Source organism: uncultured Kocuria sp. (genome assembly GCF_947500125.1).
Taxonomy (GTDB): domain Bacteria; phylum Actinomycetota; class Actinomycetes; order Actinomycetales; family Micrococcaceae; genus Kocuria.
Genome location: NZ_CANMRA010000031.1, coordinates 1 through 18,551 on the forward strand (window position 1 = coordinate 1; position 18,551 = coordinate 18,551).

16 protein-coding genes and 2 tRNA genes are annotated in these 18,551 nt (G+C 68.9%); 6 read left to right on the forward strand and 12 right to left on the reverse strand.

The genetic code is table 11. The features are described 5' to 3' along the window. Positions 1-131 precede the first annotated feature (131 nt). A complete protein-coding gene (locus Q0817_RS16575; RefSeq protein ID WP_298590745.1) occupies positions 132-290 on the reverse strand; it encodes a recombinase family protein in 159 nt (52 codons plus the stop codon). Positions 291-901: 611 nt separating this feature from the next. On the opposite strand from Q0817_RS16575, the gene Q0817_RS16580 reads away from it, so the two are divergent. Next, positions 902-1,165 (forward strand): antibiotic biosynthesis monooxygenase, encoded by a 264-nt coding sequence (locus Q0817_RS16580; protein ID WP_298590748.1) that lies wholly within the window; start codon positions 902-904, stop codon positions 1,163-1,165. A 224-nt stretch (positions 1,166-1,389) separates the two neighbouring features. On the opposite strand, the gene Q0817_RS16585 is transcribed toward Q0817_RS16580, so the two are convergent. Next, positions 1,390-1,460, reverse strand: a tRNA-Gln gene (locus Q0817_RS16585). Between the two features lie 439 nt (positions 1,461-1,899). Here Q0817_RS16585 and Q0817_RS16590 point away from each other — a divergent pair. Both Q0817_RS16590 and Q0817_RS16595 read left to right on the forward strand, forming a co-directional pair. Next, positions 1,900-3,048, forward strand: coding sequence for a DUF6226 family protein (locus Q0817_RS16590; protein ID WP_298590751.1), 1,149 nt, complete (start codon positions 1,900-1,902; stop codon positions 3,046-3,048). Positions 3,049-3,994: 946 nt separating this feature from the next. Then, the gene (locus Q0817_RS16595) at positions 3,995-5,392 is read left to right on the forward strand and encodes a hypothetical protein (protein WP_298590755.1); all 1,398 of its coding nucleotides are present in this window, start codon (positions 3,995-3,997) and stop codon (positions 5,390-5,392) included. A gap of 16 nt (positions 5,393-5,408) precedes the next feature. On the opposite strand, the gene Q0817_RS16600 is transcribed toward Q0817_RS16595, so the two are convergent. Then, positions 5,409-5,492: transfer RNA gene (locus Q0817_RS16600), tRNA-Leu, on the reverse strand. A gap of 302 nt (positions 5,493-5,794) precedes the next feature. Here Q0817_RS16600 and Q0817_RS16605 point away from each other — a divergent pair. Continuing rightward, positions 5,795-6,574: an alpha/beta fold hydrolase gene (locus tag Q0817_RS16605; RefSeq protein WP_298590758.1), complete on the forward strand. Its 780-nt coding sequence runs from the start codon at positions 5,795-5,797 to the stop codon at positions 6,572-6,574. A 251-nt stretch (positions 6,575-6,825) separates the two neighbouring features. Here the strand turns inward: Q0817_RS16605 and Q0817_RS16610 are convergent, their stop codons facing one another. Beyond that, a complete protein-coding gene (locus tag Q0817_RS16610; protein ID WP_298590761.1) occupies positions 6,826-7,644 on the reverse strand; it encodes an alpha/beta fold hydrolase in 819 nt (272 codons plus the stop codon). 536 nt (positions 7,645-8,180) lie between these two features. Between Q0817_RS16610 and Q0817_RS16615 the strand changes: the two genes are divergently transcribed. Further along, positions 8,181-8,561, forward strand: coding sequence for a DUF1304 family protein (locus Q0817_RS16615; protein WP_298590764.1), 381 nt, complete (start codon positions 8,181-8,183; stop codon positions 8,559-8,561). A gap of 445 nt (positions 8,562-9,006) precedes the next feature. Here the strand turns inward: Q0817_RS16615 and Q0817_RS16620 are convergent, their stop codons facing one another. The 6 genes from Q0817_RS16620 to Q0817_RS16645 all read right to left on the reverse strand — a co-directional run bounded on the left by Q0817_RS16620 (position 9,007) and on the right by Q0817_RS16645 (position 14,495). After that, positions 9,007-9,558, reverse strand: a complete 552-nt coding sequence (locus tag Q0817_RS16620) for a hypothetical protein (RefSeq protein WP_298590767.1) — start codon at positions 9,556-9,558, stop codon at positions 9,007-9,009. A 33-nt stretch (positions 9,559-9,591) separates the two neighbouring features. Next, positions 9,592-9,735, reverse strand: a complete 144-nt coding sequence (locus tag Q0817_RS16625) for a hypothetical protein (protein ID WP_298590770.1) — start codon at positions 9,733-9,735, stop codon at positions 9,592-9,594. Positions 9,736-9,763: 28 nt separating this feature from the next. Further along, the gene (locus tag Q0817_RS16630; protein ID WP_298590775.1) at positions 9,764-10,033 is read right to left on the reverse strand and encodes a hypothetical protein; all 270 of its coding nucleotides are present in this window, start codon (positions 10,031-10,033) and stop codon (positions 9,764-9,766) included. A 144-nt stretch (positions 10,034-10,177) separates the two neighbouring features. Continuing rightward, positions 10,178-11,935 carry a BCCT family transporter gene (locus tag Q0817_RS16635; protein ID WP_298590778.1) on the reverse strand — a complete coding sequence of 586 codons (1,758 nt, stop codon included), beginning with the start codon at positions 11,933-11,935 and terminating at the stop codon, positions 10,178-10,180. Between the two features lie 176 nt (positions 11,936-12,111). Beyond that, positions 12,112-12,729, reverse strand: coding sequence for a dephospho-CoA kinase (gene coaE / locus Q0817_RS16640; RefSeq protein WP_298590781.1), 618 nt, complete (start codon positions 12,727-12,729; stop codon positions 12,112-12,114). A gap of 44 nt (positions 12,730-12,773) precedes the next feature. Continuing rightward, complete coding sequence (locus Q0817_RS16645; protein ID WP_298590784.1) at positions 12,774-14,495, reverse strand: alpha-amylase family protein; 1,722 nt, start codon at positions 14,493-14,495, stop codon at positions 12,774-12,776. 100 nt (positions 14,496-14,595) lie between these two features. Between Q0817_RS16645 and Q0817_RS16650 the strand changes: the two genes are divergently transcribed. Continuing rightward, a complete protein-coding gene (locus Q0817_RS16650) occupies positions 14,596-15,315 on the forward strand; it encodes a YigZ family protein (RefSeq protein ID WP_298590787.1) in 720 nt (239 codons plus the stop codon). A gap of 112 nt (positions 15,316-15,427) precedes the next feature. Here Q0817_RS16650 and rpsA read toward each other — a convergent pair whose 3' ends face one another. Next, entirely contained in the window at positions 15,428-16,918 is a 1,491-nt protein-coding gene (gene rpsA, locus Q0817_RS16655) for a 30S ribosomal protein S1 (RefSeq protein WP_298590790.1), read from the reverse strand. Between the two features lie 172 nt (positions 16,919-17,090). After that, entirely contained in the window at positions 17,091-18,503 is a 1,413-nt protein-coding gene (locus Q0817_RS16660; protein WP_298590793.1) for a GNAT family N-acetyltransferase, read from the reverse strand. Positions 18,504-18,551 lie beyond the last annotated feature (48 nt).

Sequence of the window (18,551 nt, forward strand, 5' to 3'; positions counted from 1 at the left end):
GATCTCACGGTGGCCGCACCCTCGTCCGGAACGACGAGCAGGGCCACCGCGCTACACCACTATCGGGGGCTCAACTCCGTGCGCCCGAGTCGGTCCAGGGTGTGCACCACGATCACATCGCCCTGGTGAGCTTAGGCCAGCGCCGCGGCCAGCCCCGGGCGGTCCGTGGAGGTCCCAGAATTCTTGTCCACATAGATCCGCTCGGCTGCGATCCCCACCGCCCGGAGCGAATCGATCTGCCGGTCGAGATCCCGTTTGGCCATCGACACCCTTGCGTAGTCCAATTCCATGGGCTCCGCGTACCGAAAGTCGAAATAAGACCGTCTCTCCGGAACAGCGATTTTGGGCTGACTTGTGAGACAAGACTCGCCGACCCGAACAACACCGCAAGCCACTCGAGCCACACTGTCCCACTACCAAGGAAGTGGGACGGTCGCCCACGGCCGGTCAACCCGCTGATTACCTCGAGCTCGGCCGGTCCGACGACTCCGATCGAGAGGCAAGACCTCGATGCCGCCCTTTAGCTCTGTCACAACACCGCCCCTTGTCGCTGCGGTTCACACCCGAATGGACGATCTGGGTCAGTCGGCGAGTTTGTAGCAAAATCCTTCGTCTCAGTAGCACAGGTCAACCGCACTATCCACGTGATAGCTGGCCCGAGGGTGCAGTCGGCTCCTGAAAGCGACATTTGGCGGCGTCGAGCGGCACCACTGACCGAGAACCGGTCATAAGAGACTGATGAATCGGCAGGTGCCGACGCGTCATCCCCGTCCTGCCCCGGACCCGGCCCGGTCGCCCCTTCCGGGGCGACCGGGCCGGGCGTAGCGTGGCACGTATCCACCAGCGCCCTCCCACCATTCGGTCGGGCGCGCCCGTCAACCCAGTCCTCGGGGGGACCGCTATGGCACTGCTCCTGATCCGGCACCGCGTGGCCGACTACGACGCCTGGCGAAAGGTCTACGACTCCGTGTCGGACGTACCGGCATTCAGCAACATCACCGGCGAGTCCGTGCACCGCATGGTCGATGATCCGGACAACGTGCTCGTGCTCCACTACTTCGATTCCGTCGACGAGGCCCGCGCCTTCACGGCACTGCCGGAACTGCAGGAGGCGATGCAACGCGCAGGCGTCCAGGGTGAGCCGCGCTTCGAGTACTACGAATAGGATCCCCGAGGCGAGCTCAACCGCGGTTCAGGTTCAACAGTCGCCAGCCCTCGGGGAGCTGGCCACGCTGCTCGGTGAAGCCGGGCGCCTGGGACTGCCCCCGGTTCCCCTGACTCAAGGAGAGTCGGGGCAGTCCGCTTCGGGCCAGAATTGTTCGTGCGGCGTCAGCGGAAAGAGTCGCTGAGGTACACCACGAGTGAAGCGAGGTCTGAGGGCTTCAAATGCTCCGGCGCGAGGGTTCGAACCTCGGACTGCTGATCCAAAGTCAGCCGTGTTGCCGCTACACCACGCCGGATTGGTGTTGAGCGAAAACGCCAGATAGCTAGCGCCGTCGCCGCTCCACAAGCAGCACGCGTTGGCGGTGCTCTTGGTGGCTGCGGCAGAAGTTCATGGTCAGAATATACAAGGGGAACCCGCGGCTTGGCCTGTGGCTCGTATCGTCCTAAGGCCCGAGACCGAGGAAAGCCCCACCAACCTCGACAGATATCGCCTTGGTGAGCCACGGCGCCCCTCGTCCCCGGGTCATCACGTTCTGGCGGACCCAGGTCGATACCAAGGAGAGCAAAGGGAAGCACGATCGGGACGGGACAGCTCACCGGCTGTCCCGCCCCTCCCACTTCGGCATCACGCCCAACAGCCCGAAGTCTCCTGAGCGTCATCGGCTCCCCCGGTGCGTCCGATAGGTACCGGAATGACCTGGGTCTTCGTGCCAGGGGCGGTACTACGCTGTGGCCATGGAACCTGCCGAGGACGTGTTCACCGGCCCGCCCATGGCTCCACCACCACCCATGGCCCGCCGCACCAGCGATTTCCTCCCCGTCGAGGAGATCCCCACCATCCGCCACGCCGCCGGCTACAGCCCCTTCCTCGCCTTCTGCACCCAACATCAGGCAGACCCGCACCACCTGGCATCGGACCTCCCCGCGCTGGTGGCTTTCCTACGGACACACGCCGGCCAATTCCAGCAGGATCCGGGGCTGCTGCGGGCGGCCGCCGTGTTCACCGGCAACACCGTGGCCACCCTGCGCCCGAACGCGCAGTGGCAACCCGGCATCGACGATGAGTTCGCCGTCGGCACCGAGGACGCCTCCTTCGAACTCACCCGCCTCCTCCAGCACCTCCCCCTGGCCTCAGCCGATCAGATCGAGCTGTTCCTGGACGAGGTCCAGGGCTGGCGACACTGGGAGCCCCTCCCACCCCCGCCTCCCCTTCCCCCCGCCACCCACGCTTCAGGTGCTTTGTACACCCGTCCACCGCTGCCCCAGCAGATCTTCACCACCCCGGAGGGGCAACCCATTCCCTACGGACACCGCTGGGACGAGGACCCACCACCGGAAGAGGCCTACAGCCGCATCACCCACCCCGAACGCTTCGCCGCTCTGCACCAGATCGCCCAAGCCCTCATCGATCACCTGAGGGCCACCTACGACATCACCGTCACCGAGGCGCCAGCCAGTCTCCAGGACCTGCTCTGGGCTCCGGACGACAACATCTACGCGATCAGGCTCACTCCCAACCGTGCCGATGCCGCCCCACTGACCATCGTGTCCACCACGGAACCGGCGGTGATCGTCCACGCCGGGGCGTGGTGCGAGCTCGCCTTCCCCGACTGCGCCTGTGACGCCTGCGACGAGACAGCCGAAGGTCAAGCCAAGGAGCTCGAACAGTTCGTCCTCGCCGTCGCCGCCGGCACCTTCCGCGAACGCTACCCACTGGGCAGACAAGCCGCCTATGAATACGCCTGGGCCGCCCCCGACGGCTCCAGCGAGACCGCCAGTACCTCCGACCCACCGACCGGCTCCCCCACACACCGCCAGGACACCCAACACCGCCTCGCAGCACTTCCCCACGGCTGGAAATCCTGGCCCCCGCGAACCACCTGACTCCACATTGAGTGGCCGTCACCGGCGTCTCGTAACCAGAATGCCTCACAACCCATGAACTGCGAGACGTGCCAAGGCACCGAGAATTCTTAAGACTCGGTCTCACACACCGACAAACCCCACCAGACGCAGCCTCAGTCGATCAATCGTTCATAAGCACTCTGCCGAGAAGTGTTCAACGTCCAGCCAAACCCGGTCCACGGGGCCTCGCTCCCCCGGGCGTCCGCCCAGGAGGATCACGCGGCATCGGCCGCCGGTTAGCCTATCGGGCGTCAGCCGTCTCGCCGGCGGCTGTTCGGTCTTTCGGGTGCCGCATCTCAACGGGCACGGGATCATTGGCTATGCCCGCGGCCGGAGAGGGCAGGTCTTGCTCTTCAATCTCCACCACATAGCGCCGCCATCCGGCCCCGGCTTGGTATCGCGCCAATCAGACCTCGGTGGTTCCCAGCAGCTGCCCAGACTTGCGTCGCGCTCGGCCTCTGAACCAAAGGTCAGAAATGCCTTCAGGCAAGGCGAGATCCTCAACGGGCTCTATCGACCCGTCCTCGTACGAGTCGGCCAGGCGATAGAAGTAGTACTCCACATCGTGACCTCGCCCAAACAGGAAAAGATGACGTTCGGGACTGCCGCACCGATAGGTCAAGGTCACCTATTCGTGCGGCAGTCCCGTACCGCAGGCGGCGTCGCTACCTGCCGGATTTCGCGTTCTTCGACATCTCCTTGCCGCATGTGGGGCACTTCTCCGGTTCCGGCTTGCGGGCCTCGATCATTTGTTGGTGGTAGGCGAGGCTGGGCTTGAGCACCTGCGGGACGCCGACAGCTGAGCTCCAGCGGCGGCGTACCCCGCAGGAGCTGTACTCGCCAGGGCCGGCCATGGTGTCGCCGACCGAGACAGGAGGACACTGAACGCCAGATACCGGGCTGCCGTGATGGAACAGGACCGCAGATGGACTACACCTATGCGCTGATGCCCGTGGTGGTCGTGATGCTCGCCCTGTTGCTCGCCAGAGCCCCTGTATGGGCTGCGGCCTTGCTCGGACTTGCCGTCGCCCTCATCCAGTTCCTCCTACACGAGAGCGAGACCTTCCGCGTCGAGTGGGACCGGGGTGCAGCCCTGCTGCTGATCGCCTCCTTCGTCGTCGTGCCGGGTCTGACCCTCAACGGGGTGCTCAAGCACCGCAAGGTGCACGGACAGCTCGCCGACTGGGTGCAGTCTGTGCCGCTGTCCACGCCATGGAAGACCTGTCTCGTCGTCCTGGGCATCGGACCAGCCCTGGAGTCGCTCACTGGTTTCGGCATCTCCCTGCTGGCCACCGTGCCCGTGCTGCTGGCGATGTCCACGCCCAGTGCCGCGGTACGGCAGGCGGTATTGGGGATGGCGATCGTCCCGTGGGGCGCGCTGGCCCTGCCCACGAACGTCGGCGCCAGTCTGAGCGGGTCCTCGCCGAGCGAACTGGGGGTGCGCACCGCGCTCGTCTACCTGGTCCTCATGCCCGTGGTCGGCGGGGTGGCGACAGCCCTGGGCAAGGGCGGGCCGCGGCTCCTGCACCGCGCGGGACCCGGTGCACTGTGCGGGCTCGGGCAGGCGTTCGTCTTGGTCGCCGCCAACATGGCGGGTCTCACGGTCGTCGCCGGGGTGCTCGCCGGCGCGACGGTAGCCGTCACTGTTCTGCTGCCGGTCCTGGTGCGCCGCGCTGTCCCGGCGCTGCCCGTGGCGGTCATCGTGCCCTACGCCGCGATCCTCGCCACCGTGGGTCTCGCCCGGGCGCTGCCGTTCGACGTCCGCGTGCCCGTCGGCACCGAGAGCTTCCCGCTGCTCACGTCCCCGGGTCTAGGCCTGCTCGTCGCGCTGCTGATGGTGGTGCGGGGCGGAACCGGCCGGGCCGTGGCGCGTGCCGCGTGGTCCAGTTGGCGCACGCTGTGCGCGATCGGCGGGTTCGTGTTCATGGCAGAGGTGATGGAGGCCATGAACGCCTTTCAGGTGCTGGCGACGGGCTTGGCCGATGCAGGTGGCCTTCTGCTCGCCGTGCTCTCACCAGCGATGGCGCTGGCATCAGGATTCCTTACCGGTTCCTCAACGAGCGCCAACGCCTTCATGATGAGTCCACAGAACTCGCTGGGGGCGGCCGCCGGGATCGGTACTCTGCCGGCCACCGTGCAGAACGCCGGCGCGGGCATCGCCATGCTCGCGTCGTTGCCCACTGCCAGTCTCGCTCTCAGCGTGGCAGGGGTTTCCGGGCGGAGGGCGGAACACGCACTCATCATGTTCAACCTGCGTCTGCTGGGCGTCTTCGCGCTCCTGCTGGCGGGCGTCTTCGTAGGGGTCACCCTGACTGCGAGGTGAGATGGCGCAGCCAGTGCGCCCCGCGCGGGAGTCGAATCCGCACGCCCATGCGGGCACCGAGTTTTGAGCTCTGCGCGTCTGCCAGTTCCGCCAGCGGAGCCAGTCGGTCATGGTCGGGATGACAGGATCGACCCCGCGACATCATGCTCCCAAAGCAGACGCGCAACCACTGAGCCACGTCCCGCTGCCCAGCCCTCTGGCCGGGGAATCTGCTAGGTCCTGTCCTGTGAACCATCGGGAAGCCTGGTAGACCGGCGGGGTGCCCACCAGGCCCGGCGCCGAGTCCAACGTGCGCGAGGAACGACCACTCGAGCGGATGACCCATGGACCCGGGGACACGCAGCGGGGACAATAATCATCTCGACTGTGGAGCCGAGACCCCGACCGCCGCGGAGGTGAACGGTGAGCGCTCCGAAGGTCATTCTGTTGCCTGGGGCCGTGCTGCCGGCCGATCTCGCCTACGCCGACCTCACCGCTGTGCTGGGCGACGCGGCAGAGGTCGCCGTCAAAGATCTGGAGGTTTACCGGCAGGCCTTCCCGCCGCCGGGCTACTCTTTGGACACCGAGGTCGAGGGTGTGTTGGGCGAGGCGGACGCGCGCGGATGGCAGCGTTTCCATCTGGTCGGCTATTCCGGCGGTGGTGCGGCGGCGTTGGCCTGCGCAGCCAACCACCCGGGGCGGCTGCTGAGCCTGGGGATGCTCGAGCCGGCGTGGGCCGGCAGCTGGGACTGGAGCCCGCGACACGAGAGGCTGTGGGCCGACTACGAGGAGCTCTCTCAGCTGCCCCACGACCAGTTCATGGCGGCCTTCATGCGGCTGCAGGTGAGGCCCGGAGTGCCGTTGCCGGCCCCACCTCCTGGCCCGCCACTTCCATGGATGCAGCAGAGACCCGATGGCATCCGCGCGCTCATGGGCGCCTTCCACACCTACGGTCTGGACCGTGAGGCCCTCACGGCCTTCGACCGTCCCGTGTACTTCGCCCTCGGCGGGCTGAGCAACCCGGACCAGTTCGCCGAGATAGCCGAGCGTCTCCGCACCATCTTCGCCGACTTCACCCTCGAGGTCTTCCCCGAGCGCCACCACTTCGATCCGCCGCACCGCGCGGAACCGGCGCGGCTGGCGCAATCGCTGATGGCGATCTGGTCACGTGGTGATCAGATGACGGGGCAGAGCGAACCCTGATCGAGATCGGCCACCGGTTCATCACTGGGGTAGCCGGTCCAGGTGCCCCGGTGCGCCGCGGCAGGTCAGCGGCACGCGGCCGTCGCGTCGGGCCGCACCCCCGATACGACGTCGCGGTTTCCAGCGACAGGTCGTGGTAGCAGGGGCCTGTCGCCACTCCTGCACCGGACGGGTGCTCGGGTCTCGACAGGGTCCGAGTAGGCCGTCTACCGCAAGGACTCCACCGCGCACCCCCTCGGGTTGCGGGGACTCTAGCGCGGAATCCTCTTCGTCGGCAACTGTCGCTGGAGGAAGTCCAGCACGGCGGGTCCGGCCGGGTCGATGAGGTGCCCGCCCGGCACGAGAGCCGTGTGCGCATCGGGCAGGAGCGTGGCGAGGCGCCGGTTGATGGCGTGCAGGGCCTCCGGGGAGTCTTGGGCGGTGATGATCAGGGTCGGCTGTCGGATCCCAGCCAGATCCGCCTCGCTCAGCTCCAGCGGGGTCTGGCTGAGGTCCAGGCCTCGGCCCCGGATCTCCGCCAGCACGGCAGGGCCGGCGGCGGCGAAGTGGTCCCGCAGCTGCTGCGGGAGCGACTCCCACGCCTGGTCCCCCAGCGCTTGCCGGAATACCACTTCGGAGGCTCTGGAGGGGTTCTTGGCTGCCGCGGAGAGCACTGTGTGGCGCAGGTTCTTCGCCCACGCCGCGGCTTGCGGGTCGAGGGTGAACACCGCCGGTTCCAGCAGCACCAGCGCGGCGACTTGGTCGGGGTGGCGGCGGGCCAGCTCGAGGGCGATCACACCGCCGGTGCTGCGACCGATGACCGCCGCCGGTGCCGCTGAGAGGGCATCGAGCAGCGCGGCGGCGTCCTGGACGTGATCGGTGAGGTCAACGGCCTCGAACGGGTCGGGCCGTTCGCTGCGGAAGTAGCCCCGCCGGTCGTAGACGATGCACCGGTGGTGACGGCCGAGCCGTGCGGCGGCGTCCTCCCAGATCAGGGCGGAGCTGGGGCTGCCGTGAATACCGAGGACCGGGGCCCCGTTGCCGTGGACCTCGTAATAGAGGCCCACCCCGTTGACCGTCTGGACGGGCATGGTCCCAGCCTAGAACTTCCCCGCCGGTCGGGGCAGAGAGCCTCCCGGGGACAGATCATCGCTCCGCACTCTGCAGGCACCAGAACATCCCGCCGGCCGTCTCGCCACTGGGCTGCCTCGAGTCAGGCTGGGGTCGGCACGATGTTGTGGTTGCGGCGGAGCGGTGTGGCAGGAAGCCGGGACTGTCGTACCACCGACCCTCTAGGACGCCCGCATCGTCTTCGATCCGGGGCGGGTGTTGCTGCCGCTGCTGCAGGTGCGGACCGGCGGACCGAGCCACAAGGGCATCGGTCCAGCAGCTGGTGGAACAGTACCGCCCCCAGGGCTGGAGGGCCTCGCTTTTGGGCGGGCCACGGTCTTGGTGCGGCATCCGGCGGCTGCCTCGGTGGCGTCCGCGGCATCGCCCGTCATCGTGGGCAAAGCCGCCCCGGCAAGCGCACACTGGAGGCAGTGTCCCATCCAACCACTGGCAGGCAGCGCCGGGGATCAGTGGGTGCGCAGCCCCTAGTTTTCCTGCCGGAACCGGGGAGATGTCGATGAACCTGCTCAGCCAGATCGCCGCCGGAGTCACCGTGGCGGGGTTGGTCTTCGCCTTCGTCCTGGAGGTCTTCCTCCACCGGGATCCGCGCACGTATTCCTTCACCCTCATCCGCCCTCAGGACGTGCCGGCCGTGCGGCTGTGGGTGATCTTCATCGGCCTCTACAACCTGTGCTTCGCTGCCGGGATCGCAGCGGGACTGCTCCTGCTGAACGTCGGGGCGATCGGGGCCGACCGCGCCTTGGTGCTCTTCGGATGCATCAGCCACATTTTTCTGGCCGTCCTGTTCCCGTTCGTGGAACGGCGCCTGTGGCGCAACGCACTGATGGAAGGGATACCACCGCTGATAGCTGGTCTGGCCTACCTCGCGTGGGGATGACACCCCAAGGACCGGCCCGAGCACTTCATCAGCCGAAAGCGGCAGGACATCTCGATCGCGCTGCACCGAAGGCGCGCACCGGTGAGCACGGTGACCGGCACCGCAGATGGCCTTCATCGGCCGGCGGTCGCTCCCACAACGGCAGCTCACGATCTCAGGAGGGGACCATTTTGAGCAGTCACCGGCCGCTGCGCGCTTCGGCCCGCCGGCATCCGATACGGCTGGAAGTCTCACCACCAAAACGTTTCGCAACCTATCTATTGCCGGACTCAACGCAGGACCGGTCAACCCGTTGATCGCCTTGAACCTGACCGACCCGACGACCACGACCGGACAGCATCGTCCCCATATCGCCATCGAGCTGCGTCAGAAGCTCGCTACTTGCCGCGGCAATTCACACGAGCGGTCGCACACTCTTCGCGTGAGACGTCCCGCATTCCCTGCATTACGTGACAGGGGCGCCGACGAAGCGCTCGACCGTGGCGCGGAGATCGTCGCTGAGCTGGAAGATGTCCTCCAACCCGTCGATGGAGTGGCGGGTCTCCTTCTTGTCCTCGTCGAAGAGGCCGATGTACTTCTGGCCGGTGTTGAAGTGCAGTCGGGCGATGGACTTGCGGTGGTTGTCGTCCAGCAGGACAGCGCAATAGGACTTGGCGTCGCGGTAGACCACGCGCTGAGGCTTCACCTGGGCACAGACGATGGCGCGGATGATCTGGAAGGCCTCCAGCTCCTCGATGGTGGTCACCACCCCGTCACTGGACTCGCGCAGGTCCTTCTCCACCTCACCCTCGCTCTGAACCGCTTCGGCCGGCGCGTCCGCCAGCGCCACGGACGAGGGTGTGCTGCCCACACCCAGAGCCGTGGTCAAGCGGTTGATCACCTGCTCGTTGAGGAACTGCTGGGCGGCCTTGGCCACCAGCGGGGAGAACTGGTCACGCACCTTCTGGGTGAAGGCGCCTTCGTGGACCTTGGTGGTGAAGAACTTCACCCGATCCACATCCGGTTCCTTCAACTGGGCAGCGATCTCCCGCTAGATCGAACCGATGTACTTCAGCTCCCCTGCGGCGTTGATGATGGAGTCGAGGTCGAAGACGTCCTTGGACAGCTTTCGTCCTGCGCATGTGGCCCTCGCCGCTGAGGCTTCGACCACAGACAGCAGGACGGGGAGCCTCATCGAGGCTCCCCGTCCTGCCGTATGGGCGTCAGTTGCGCGCGCTGCCGGTGTTCGTGCCCTCCCCGGAGTCGTCCCGGTGGTAGAGGTACTCGTTGCCGTGCTCGTCCTTCTCCACGTAGAAGTGCTCCTGGACCTCCTGGTACCACGTCTCTGCGGCCTGGCTCATGTTCTCGCCCTCCTGCGACTGAGCCAGGCGGTCCCCGGGCCCGTAGACGCGCATCGCGATGGCGTTGAGCCGGTCGAGGAGGCGGTGCTGCTGCTCGCCGTCCGGGTTGCTGTTCTGCCTGTTCCTCGCCATGACGTCCCCCGTTGCCCATTGTGATGGTGATCACCAGTCTAGCGCCGGCAGGGTCCCCGGGGCGGGTGCCCGGCGCAGATGAACGGAGCGGGCCCACCGGCCGGTGATGCCGGTGGGCCCGCTCGGTCCGCGCTGTCCGCGGGGCTACTCGATGTCGCGGATCTTCTTGAGCGAGCCCGTGCTCGTGCGGTACTCCCGGACGTAGACGGGCTGCTCCGGGTGCTCGATGGCCGGGGCGTTGGCCGGTTCCGAGCCGTGCACGTAGTCCGGGGCCACGACGATCTCCTCGTCCACCTCGTCGCCGGTGGCGGTGCGGCGGTGGAACTCTTCGGGCGGCAGCACGCGGCGCCACTGGCGGGTGGGCAGCACGCCCACCTCCCCGGCGTCCTCGCGCAGGGCTCTGAGCAGGGAGTAGATCATCACGTACCCCAGCACGAAGAACGGCAGGCCGATGAGGATGGCCACGTTCTGCAGCGCCGCGAGTCCCGTGGCGCCGGTGGCGGTCAGCAGGATCGCGGCGATGAGGCCGATGGCCACGACCCAGAACACGCGCTGGTGGACCGGGGACTCCTCCTCGTGACCGCTGCCCATGGTGTCCATGACCAGGGCGGCGGAGTCGATCGAGGTGATGAAGAACAGCACCACGATGAGCACGCCCAGGGCGGAGGTGACGGTGGAGAACGGGAAGTTCTCGAGGAAGACGAACATCGCCCCGGGGATGTCGCCCTCGTCCACCACGGCCTCGACGAGCCCGCCGTCGCCGTTGAGCTCGATGTTGAACACGCCCATGCCGAAGATGCCGAACCAGATGACGGAGAACAGCGTGGGGAACGCGAGCACGCCGGAGACGAACTGGCGGATGGTGCGGCCGCGGGAGATGCGGGCGATGAAGATGCCCACGAACGGGGACCAGGTGATCGTCCACGCCCAGTAGAAGACGGTCCAGCCGCTCTGCCACCCGGTGTCGGCAAAGGCGTCGTTCCAGAAGGCGAGCTGCGGGAGCATCGACACGTAGGTGCCGGCGGACTCGACCATGCCCTTGAGCATCAGCACGGTGGGACCGGAGATGAGGATGAAGACGAGCAGGCCGATCGCGAGCAGGATGTTGGTGTTGGACAGCCGCTTGATGCCGCGGTCGAGGCCGAGGGCCACGGAGACCGAGGCGACGAGGCTCACGGCGGTGATGATGAGGATCTGCGACAGCGCCGACTCCGAGATCCCGAAGAGCCGGGCCAGGCCGCTGTTGATCTGCATCGTGCCGAGACCGATCGAGACGGCCACGCCGAACAGGGTGCCCACGATGGCCAGGATGTCGATGGCCCGGCCCATCGGCCCGTGGATGCGCTCCCCCAGCAGCGGCTGGAACATGGAGCTCACCCGGGGCGGCAGGTTCCGCTTGTACATGAAGTAGCCGAAGGCCAGCGCCGGGAGGGTGAAGATCGTCCAGGTGTGCAGCCCGAAGTGGTAGAGCGTGAAGCCCATCGCCTCGGTGGCGGCCTCCATGGACTCCGGCTCCACGCCCTGGCGCGGCGGGTTCGCGAAGTGGTTGACCGGCTCGGCCACGGCCCAGAACATGAGGATCGTGCCGATGCCGGCGGCGAACAGCATCGAGAACCAGGACAGGTTGGAGTGCTGCGGCCGTTCGTCGTCGGCCCCGAGCCGGACCTGCCCGAACCTGCTCACCATGAGGTAGATCAGGAACAGCAGGAAGACGGTCACGCCGAGGATGTAGAACCAGCCGAGCTGGTCGATGACCCAGCTGGAGCCGCCCGTGAAGACCGCGTCCATGAAGTCCGTGAAGACCAGCGTCAGGATCACGAACGCGATGATCACCAGGGCGGAGCCGAAGAAGATCGTGGGGCTGGTCCGTAGTCGCAGGGAGTCGTGCAGTCTGTTCAGCATTGCCGTGCTTCCCCGGCTGCCCCCGGCCTCGGACGAGCGGACGGCCGCCGTGTCTCGGTTGTGTGCTTCGGTGGTGTTGTTCGGTGGTGTTGTTCGGTGGTGTGCTTCGGTCTCGCGCTGAGGTCTTGCGCTTCGGTTGCCTCGACCCTACCCTCTGGTCACCGAAGAGTGGAGAGTCATGGTCCGTGCGGCGTGGACGGCAGGCGGGGCTCCACGTGGAACTCCCACCACGCGTCGACGCGGTCGAGCAGCCGCTGCACGGAGTCGTCGTTGACGAGCACGCTGCTCGAGACGGCCGCCCGCTCCTCGTCGGTGGCCTGGGCGGCGATCCGGGCGCGGGCGTCGGCCGCCGTCATCCCGCGGTCCTCGACCATCCGCCGGACGCGCTCCTCCACCGGGGCCTGGACGGTGAGGACGAGGTCGAAGCGCCCGTGCTGGCCGGTCTCCACGAGCAGGGGGATGTCCTCGACCAGCACGGCGTCCTCCCCCGCCGCGGCCGCCAGGCGTTCCGCCTCCGCGCGGACGAGGGGATGGATGATCGCGTTGAGCCGCGTCCGGGCCTCCGGGTCCGCGAACACCCGGGCGCCGAGCGCGGCCCGGTCCAGGCGGCCGTCCGAGGTCAGCACGGAGGATCCGAACTCCTCGACGATCCGCTCGAGACCCGGCTGGCCCGGCTCCTGCAGGGCCCGCGCGATCGCGTCGGCGTCGATCACGGTGGCCCCGAGCTCCATGAGCCGCCGGGAGACGGTGGACTTGCCCGAGGCGATCCCGCCCGTGAGTCCGATGGTCAGCATGGGACCATGCTAGCGGCCGGCCCCGCGCCGGGGCCGCCGGGCGCTCACCCCTCCCCCGCGCCGGCCACGGTGGTCATGACGTCCGGCAGCGTGCCGGGCCCGTGCGCCCGCTGCACCCGCAGCCAGCGGAACCCGTAGCCCTCCAGGGCCAGCTCCACCGAGGAGTCGGCGTCGAGGGTGCACGTCCCGTCCGCCAGCAGGTCCAGCAGCTCGGTGCCCTCCTCCTCGTCCGGCAGCCGCAGGGACACGGTGGTGGGCTCCGCGGAGAGGTTGTGCAGCGCGACGACGGCGGAGCCCTCCCACGAGCACCGGTGGGCCAGTACCTCCCGGCGCGGCTGGTCCAGCACCTCGGCGGGACCCCAGGCCAGCTCGGTGCACTCCCGGTAGCGGCGGGACAGGGCGGTGACGAAGTGCAGCAGGGACTCCGGGGCCCGCTTGGCGTCGGCGACGTTCACGTGCGCGGGCCCGTACTCCCCCTCGACGACCGCAGCGGAGAGGTCCTCGGCGGCCGCGGAGGAGAAGCCCCCGTTGCGGCCGGGGGTCCACTGCATAGGCGTGCGCACGGCCATGCGGCCCTCGGCGGCGAGGTTCTCGCCCATACCGATCTCCTCGCCGTAGTACAGCACCGGGGTGCCCGGCAGCGAGAAGAGCAGCGAGTAGACCATCCGGATGCGCTGCCGGTCGCCCTGCAGCATGGGCGGCAGCCGCCGCGTGAGGCCCCGGCCGTAGATCTGCATCCGCTCCTCGGGGCCGAACGCCGCGAACACCTCCTCCCGCTCGGACCCGGAGAGCTGGTCGAGGGTGAGCTCGTCGTGGTTGCGCACGAAGTTGGCCCACTGGGCGTCCTGCGGGATGCGCGGGCGGTTCTTCAGTGCGGTCGCCAGCGGTCCGGCGTCCTGGCGGGCCAGTGAGAGGTAGAGGTTCTGCATGGCCACGAAGTCGAAGATCATGGTCAGCTCCCCCGCGTCCTCGGTGCCGAACAGCTCGAGCTGCTGCTGGTAGGGCAGGTTGACCTCGCCCAGGAGAGCGGCCCGGCCGTTGCGGCGGTTCATGAACTTGCGCAGCGAGCGCAGGAACCCGTGCGGGTCGGTGAACCCGCCCCGGTTCTCGAAGTCGTCACCCTGCCCGAGGGTGAGCAGCTGCGGGATCCCGTCGACGCGGAAGCCGTCGAGGCCCAGGTGCAGCCAGAACCCCACGACCTTGGCGATCTCGTCCCGCACCTTCGGGTGGGACAGGTTGAGGTCCGGCTGGTGGCGGTAGAAGCGGTGCAGGTACCAGTGCCCGGTGGTCCCGTCCCGGGTCCAGACGCCGCCCTCCTTGTCGGGGAACACAGCCTTCTCGGACGTGTCCGGCGGCTCGTCGGCGCGCCAGACGTAGTAGTCGCGGTACGGGTTGTCCGTGCTGGAGCGGGAGGCCTGGAACCACGGGTGCTGGTCGGAGGTGTGGTTGACCACGAGGTCGGCGATGACCCGCAGGCCGCGGTCCTGGGCCGTGCGGACGAGCTCCACGAGGTCGCCGAAGCTGCCCAGCCGCCGGTCGACGCCGTAGAAGTCCGTGACGTCGTACCCGTCGTCCCGGTTCGGCGTGGGGTAGAACGGCATGAGCCACAGGCACGTCACGCCCAGCTCCGCCAGGTAGTCCACCCGCTCGGCGAGCCCGGCGAGGTCCCCGGTGCCGTCGCCGTCCGTGTCCAGGAACCGCTCGACGTCCACGCAGTACACGACCGCCTGCTTCCACCAGAGGTCGGAGGTGTCGGCGATGCGCATGGCTGCTCCCTCGGTCGCGGATGCCCCCTGTCTAGCACCCCGCCCCGGTCCCGTCGAGGGCCCGGTCGAGAGCTCGGGAGCCCGGCCTAGAGTGGGGAGCATGGACCCGGACCCCCTGCTCAGCCGCGCCACCCGGTACACGACGCTCGCCGCGGGCACGGAAGCGGTGGCCGAGCTGGAGGTCAGGCGCTCCCGCTTCCTAGCGGTGCTGCGGCGGGCGTCCACGGAGGCGGAGGCCCGGGCCCTGGTCGAGGAGCTGCGGCGGGGCTTCCACGACGCCCGCCACCACTGCTCGGCGTTCGTGCTGGGCCCCGACCGGGACGTGCAGCGCTCCTCGGACGACGGCGAGCCCGCCGGCACCGCGGGCCTGCCGATGCTCGAGGCCCTCGTGCTGCGCCGCACCGCCACGGACGCACAGGGCCACGACGTCACGGACCTCTCGGACGTCAGCGCCGTGGTGGTCCGGTGGTTCGGGGGCACCCTGCTCGGGGCCGGCGGGCTGGTCCGGGCGTACTCCGAGGCCGTGTCCCAGGCCCTCGACGGCGCGTCCCTCGTGCTCCGCCGGCGGCAGCGGCTCTACCGGCTCCCGGCGTCCCACGCGGACGCGGGCCGGATCGAGAACGAGCTGCGCTCGGCCGGGACCACGGTCCTGGACACCGCCTACGGGGCGGCCGGCGCGGAGCTGGGCCTCGCCCTGCCCGACGACGACGCCGACGTCGCCGCGCTGCACTCCCGCGTGGCCTCGCTGACCTCCGGCGCCGGGGTCCTGCGCCCCGTCGGCACGGACTGGGTCGACTCCCCCGCCGGCGCCCGCCCCTGAGCGGAGCCCGGACGGTCCCTCCGCCCCGGGCAGCACGACGGCCCCCGCCCTTCGAGGGGCGGGGGCCGTCGTGCTCAGTGCCGTGCGGAACGGCCCGGCGGTGCCTGTCGGATCAGGCTCCGGTCAGCTTCTCGCGCAGGGCGGCCAGGGCCTCGTCGGAGGCCAGGGTGCCGGAGTCGGCGGCCGGGGCCTCGGAGGAGTAGCTGGTCGGGGCCGGCGTGGACGGCGAGGAGGAGGACGAGGACGAGGACGAGGAGCTCGTCGTGCCGCCGGCGGCGGCCTCGGCGTCCTCGGCGATCGACTTCCGGACCTGCTCCTTGTGCGCCTCCCAGCGGGCCTGGGCGTCGGCGTACTGCTGCTCCCAGGCGGCGCGCTGGGTCTCGTAGCCCTCGATCCACTCGTTGGTCTCGGGATCGAAGCCCTCGGGGTACTTGTAGTTGCCCTGGTCGTCGTACTCGGCGGCCATGCCGTACTGGGCCGGGTCGAACTCGGTGGAGTCCGGGTCCACGCCCTCGTTGGCCTGCTTGAGCGACAGCGAGATGCGGCGGCGGTCCAGGTCGATGTCGATGACCTTGACGAACAGCTCGTCGCCCACGGAGACGACCTGCTCGGCCATGTCCACGTGGCGCTGGGCCAGCTCGGAGATGTGCACCAGACCCTCGATGCCGTCCTCGACGCGCACGAACGCACCGAAGGGAACGAGCTTGGTGACCTTGCCCGGCACGACCTGCCCGAGGGCGTGGGTGCGGGCGAACAGCTGCCACGGGTCCTCCTGGGTCGCCTTCAGCGACAGGGAGACGCGCTCGCGGTCCATGTCGACGTCCAGGACCTCGACCGTGACCTCCTGGCCGACCTCGACGACCTCGGAGGGGTGGTCGATGTGCTTCCAGGACAGCTCGGAGACGTGCACCAGGCCGTCGACGCCGCCCAGGTCCACGAAGGCACCGAAGTTGACGATCGAGGAGACCGTGCCCGTGCGGACCTGGCCCTTCTCGAGCTTGTGCAGGAAGTTGGAGCGGACCTCGGACTGGGTCTGCTCGAGCCAGGCACGGCGGGACAGGACCACGTTGTTGCGGTTCTTGTCCAGCTCGATGATCTTCGCCTCGATCTGCTGGCCGATGTACGGCGCGAGGTCGCGCACGCGGCGCATCTCGACGAGGGAGGCGGGGAGGAAGCCGCGCAGGCCGATGTCCAGGATGAGACCACCCTTGACGACCTCGATGACGGTGCCGGTGACGACGCCGTCGTCTTCCTTGATCTTCTCGATGTCGCCCCAGGCGCGCTCGTACTGAGCCCGCTTCTTGGACAGGATCAGGCGGCCTTCCTTGTCCTCCTTGGTGAGGACCAGAGCCTCGACCTCATCACCCACGGTCACGACCTCGTCCGGGTCGACATCGTGCTTGATGGACAGCTCGCGGGACGGGATGACGCCCTCGGTCTTGTAGCCGATGTCGAGAAGGACCTCGTCGCGGTCGACCTTGACGACGGTGCCCTCGACGAGGTCGCCGTCGTTGAAGTACTTGATGGTCGCGTCGACAGCGGCGAGGAAGTCCTCCGCGGACCCGATGTCGTTGACGGCAACCTGCGGGGTGGTGGTGGTCATGTAGTAGGGGCTCCGATGGGGATAGTTTGTGATCAGTCGGAACGGAGATTGTCCGGCCGGACCGCGGCCGTTCCGAAGGATTGCTGGACAGGGCACGTGCAGAGCACGCACCGGGTCAGTCTACGGAGCGGGGAAAAAGGACGCAACACGCGACCCGCCGCGCGGCCCCGCCTCAGAACTGCGTGACGCCGTAGGGGGCGGTCGGGGTCTCCATGAAGTCCTGCAGATCCCGCAGCGCGTCCTCGTCCCGGGCCACGATCAAACCGGCCTGCGCGAGGGTGCTGGCCTTCACCGCCCCGAGGTACAGGGACCCCAGCACGTCCACCCGCATCGCCACGTCCGCCCCGTCGGGCAGCTCCACGGCGGGGACCGACCGCCCGGCGTCGTCGTCGGCGGTGCGGGGCCGGTCGCCGAGCCGCTCGACCACGGGCGTGCCGTCCGTGGTGTCCAGCGCCCAGACGCCGTCGGCGTAGCCCATCGAGTCCACGAGGGAGATGACGATCCGCCCGCGCGGGGTGTACGGGCGGGCCACCAGCGCCGCGGCGGGGTCCAGGACCCGCACCCACACCTTGTCCGACTCCGCCGTCACGCGGTACTTCGCGCGGTCCGCCATCGCCCACACCAGCGGGTCCTCCACGGGGGCGCGGCCGAAGCGGACCTGGTCCACGAGGTCCAGGGAGGTCACGAACTCCCAGAGGGCGATCGACACGTCCGGGGACGCGCCCACGAGGTCGAGCACCGTCAGGGTCAGCGGGTAGGAGGTGTTCGGCTCGAACCGGTAGGTCACGTAGCCGTCCGGGCGCATCGCGTCGTCGTAGTGCACGGCGCAGCGCACCTCCGGGTCCGCCTTCTGCGGGGTGATGGCGTACTCCCCCGTGTACTCGGGCCAGTGGTAGGCCACCCGGCTCACCGACCCGTGCGAGCTCTCGTGGAAGCGCTGGAAGAGCACGGGGGCGAGCTGGCGCACCGCCTCGCCGTCGGCCATCTCCACGCTGCCCACGGTCGGCGCCTTGAGCTGCAGCCGGGTGGTGGCGTCCACGGTGACCTCGCGGTTGAACGTGGCCGCGCCGAAGCCGAACCGGCCGTAGATGGTGGCCTCGGTCGCGGTCAGCAGCGCCACCGGGTAGCCGTCCCGCCGGGCGCGGTCGAGCTCCCCCGTCATGAGCCGGCGCAGCAGCCCGCGGCGGCTGTGCGTGGGCCGGACGGTGACCTCGGAGATGAGCCGGGCGCGCAGCAGCCGGCCGCGGCCTGCGTTGAGCGAGCCCTCCCAGGAGGTGAAGGTCGCCACGGGCCGGCGGGTGGGCAGCGCCGCCTCCGGCACGGCGTGCGGGTACGCCGCACGCAGCCGCACCCGCTCGGCGTGCATCCAGGACAGGGTCCGCTCGAGTGTCTCGTCGGTCGGCTCGGCCTGGTGGAAGCCCTGGCGGATGGCCCGGACCCACTCCACGGCGGCCGGGTTGGCCGCGACGCCCCCGGGGCCCACGCCGAACTCCGCGAAGGTGTAGTCGTGCCCGTCGGCCGAGTAGGACTCGGTCACGGTGCCGGGGGTGGACGGTGTCGTCGAAGCGTCGTGCTGGGAGTCCATGGCGTGTTCCTCGTTCGCGGTGGGGTCGGGGAGCGGGCCGGCCGGGGC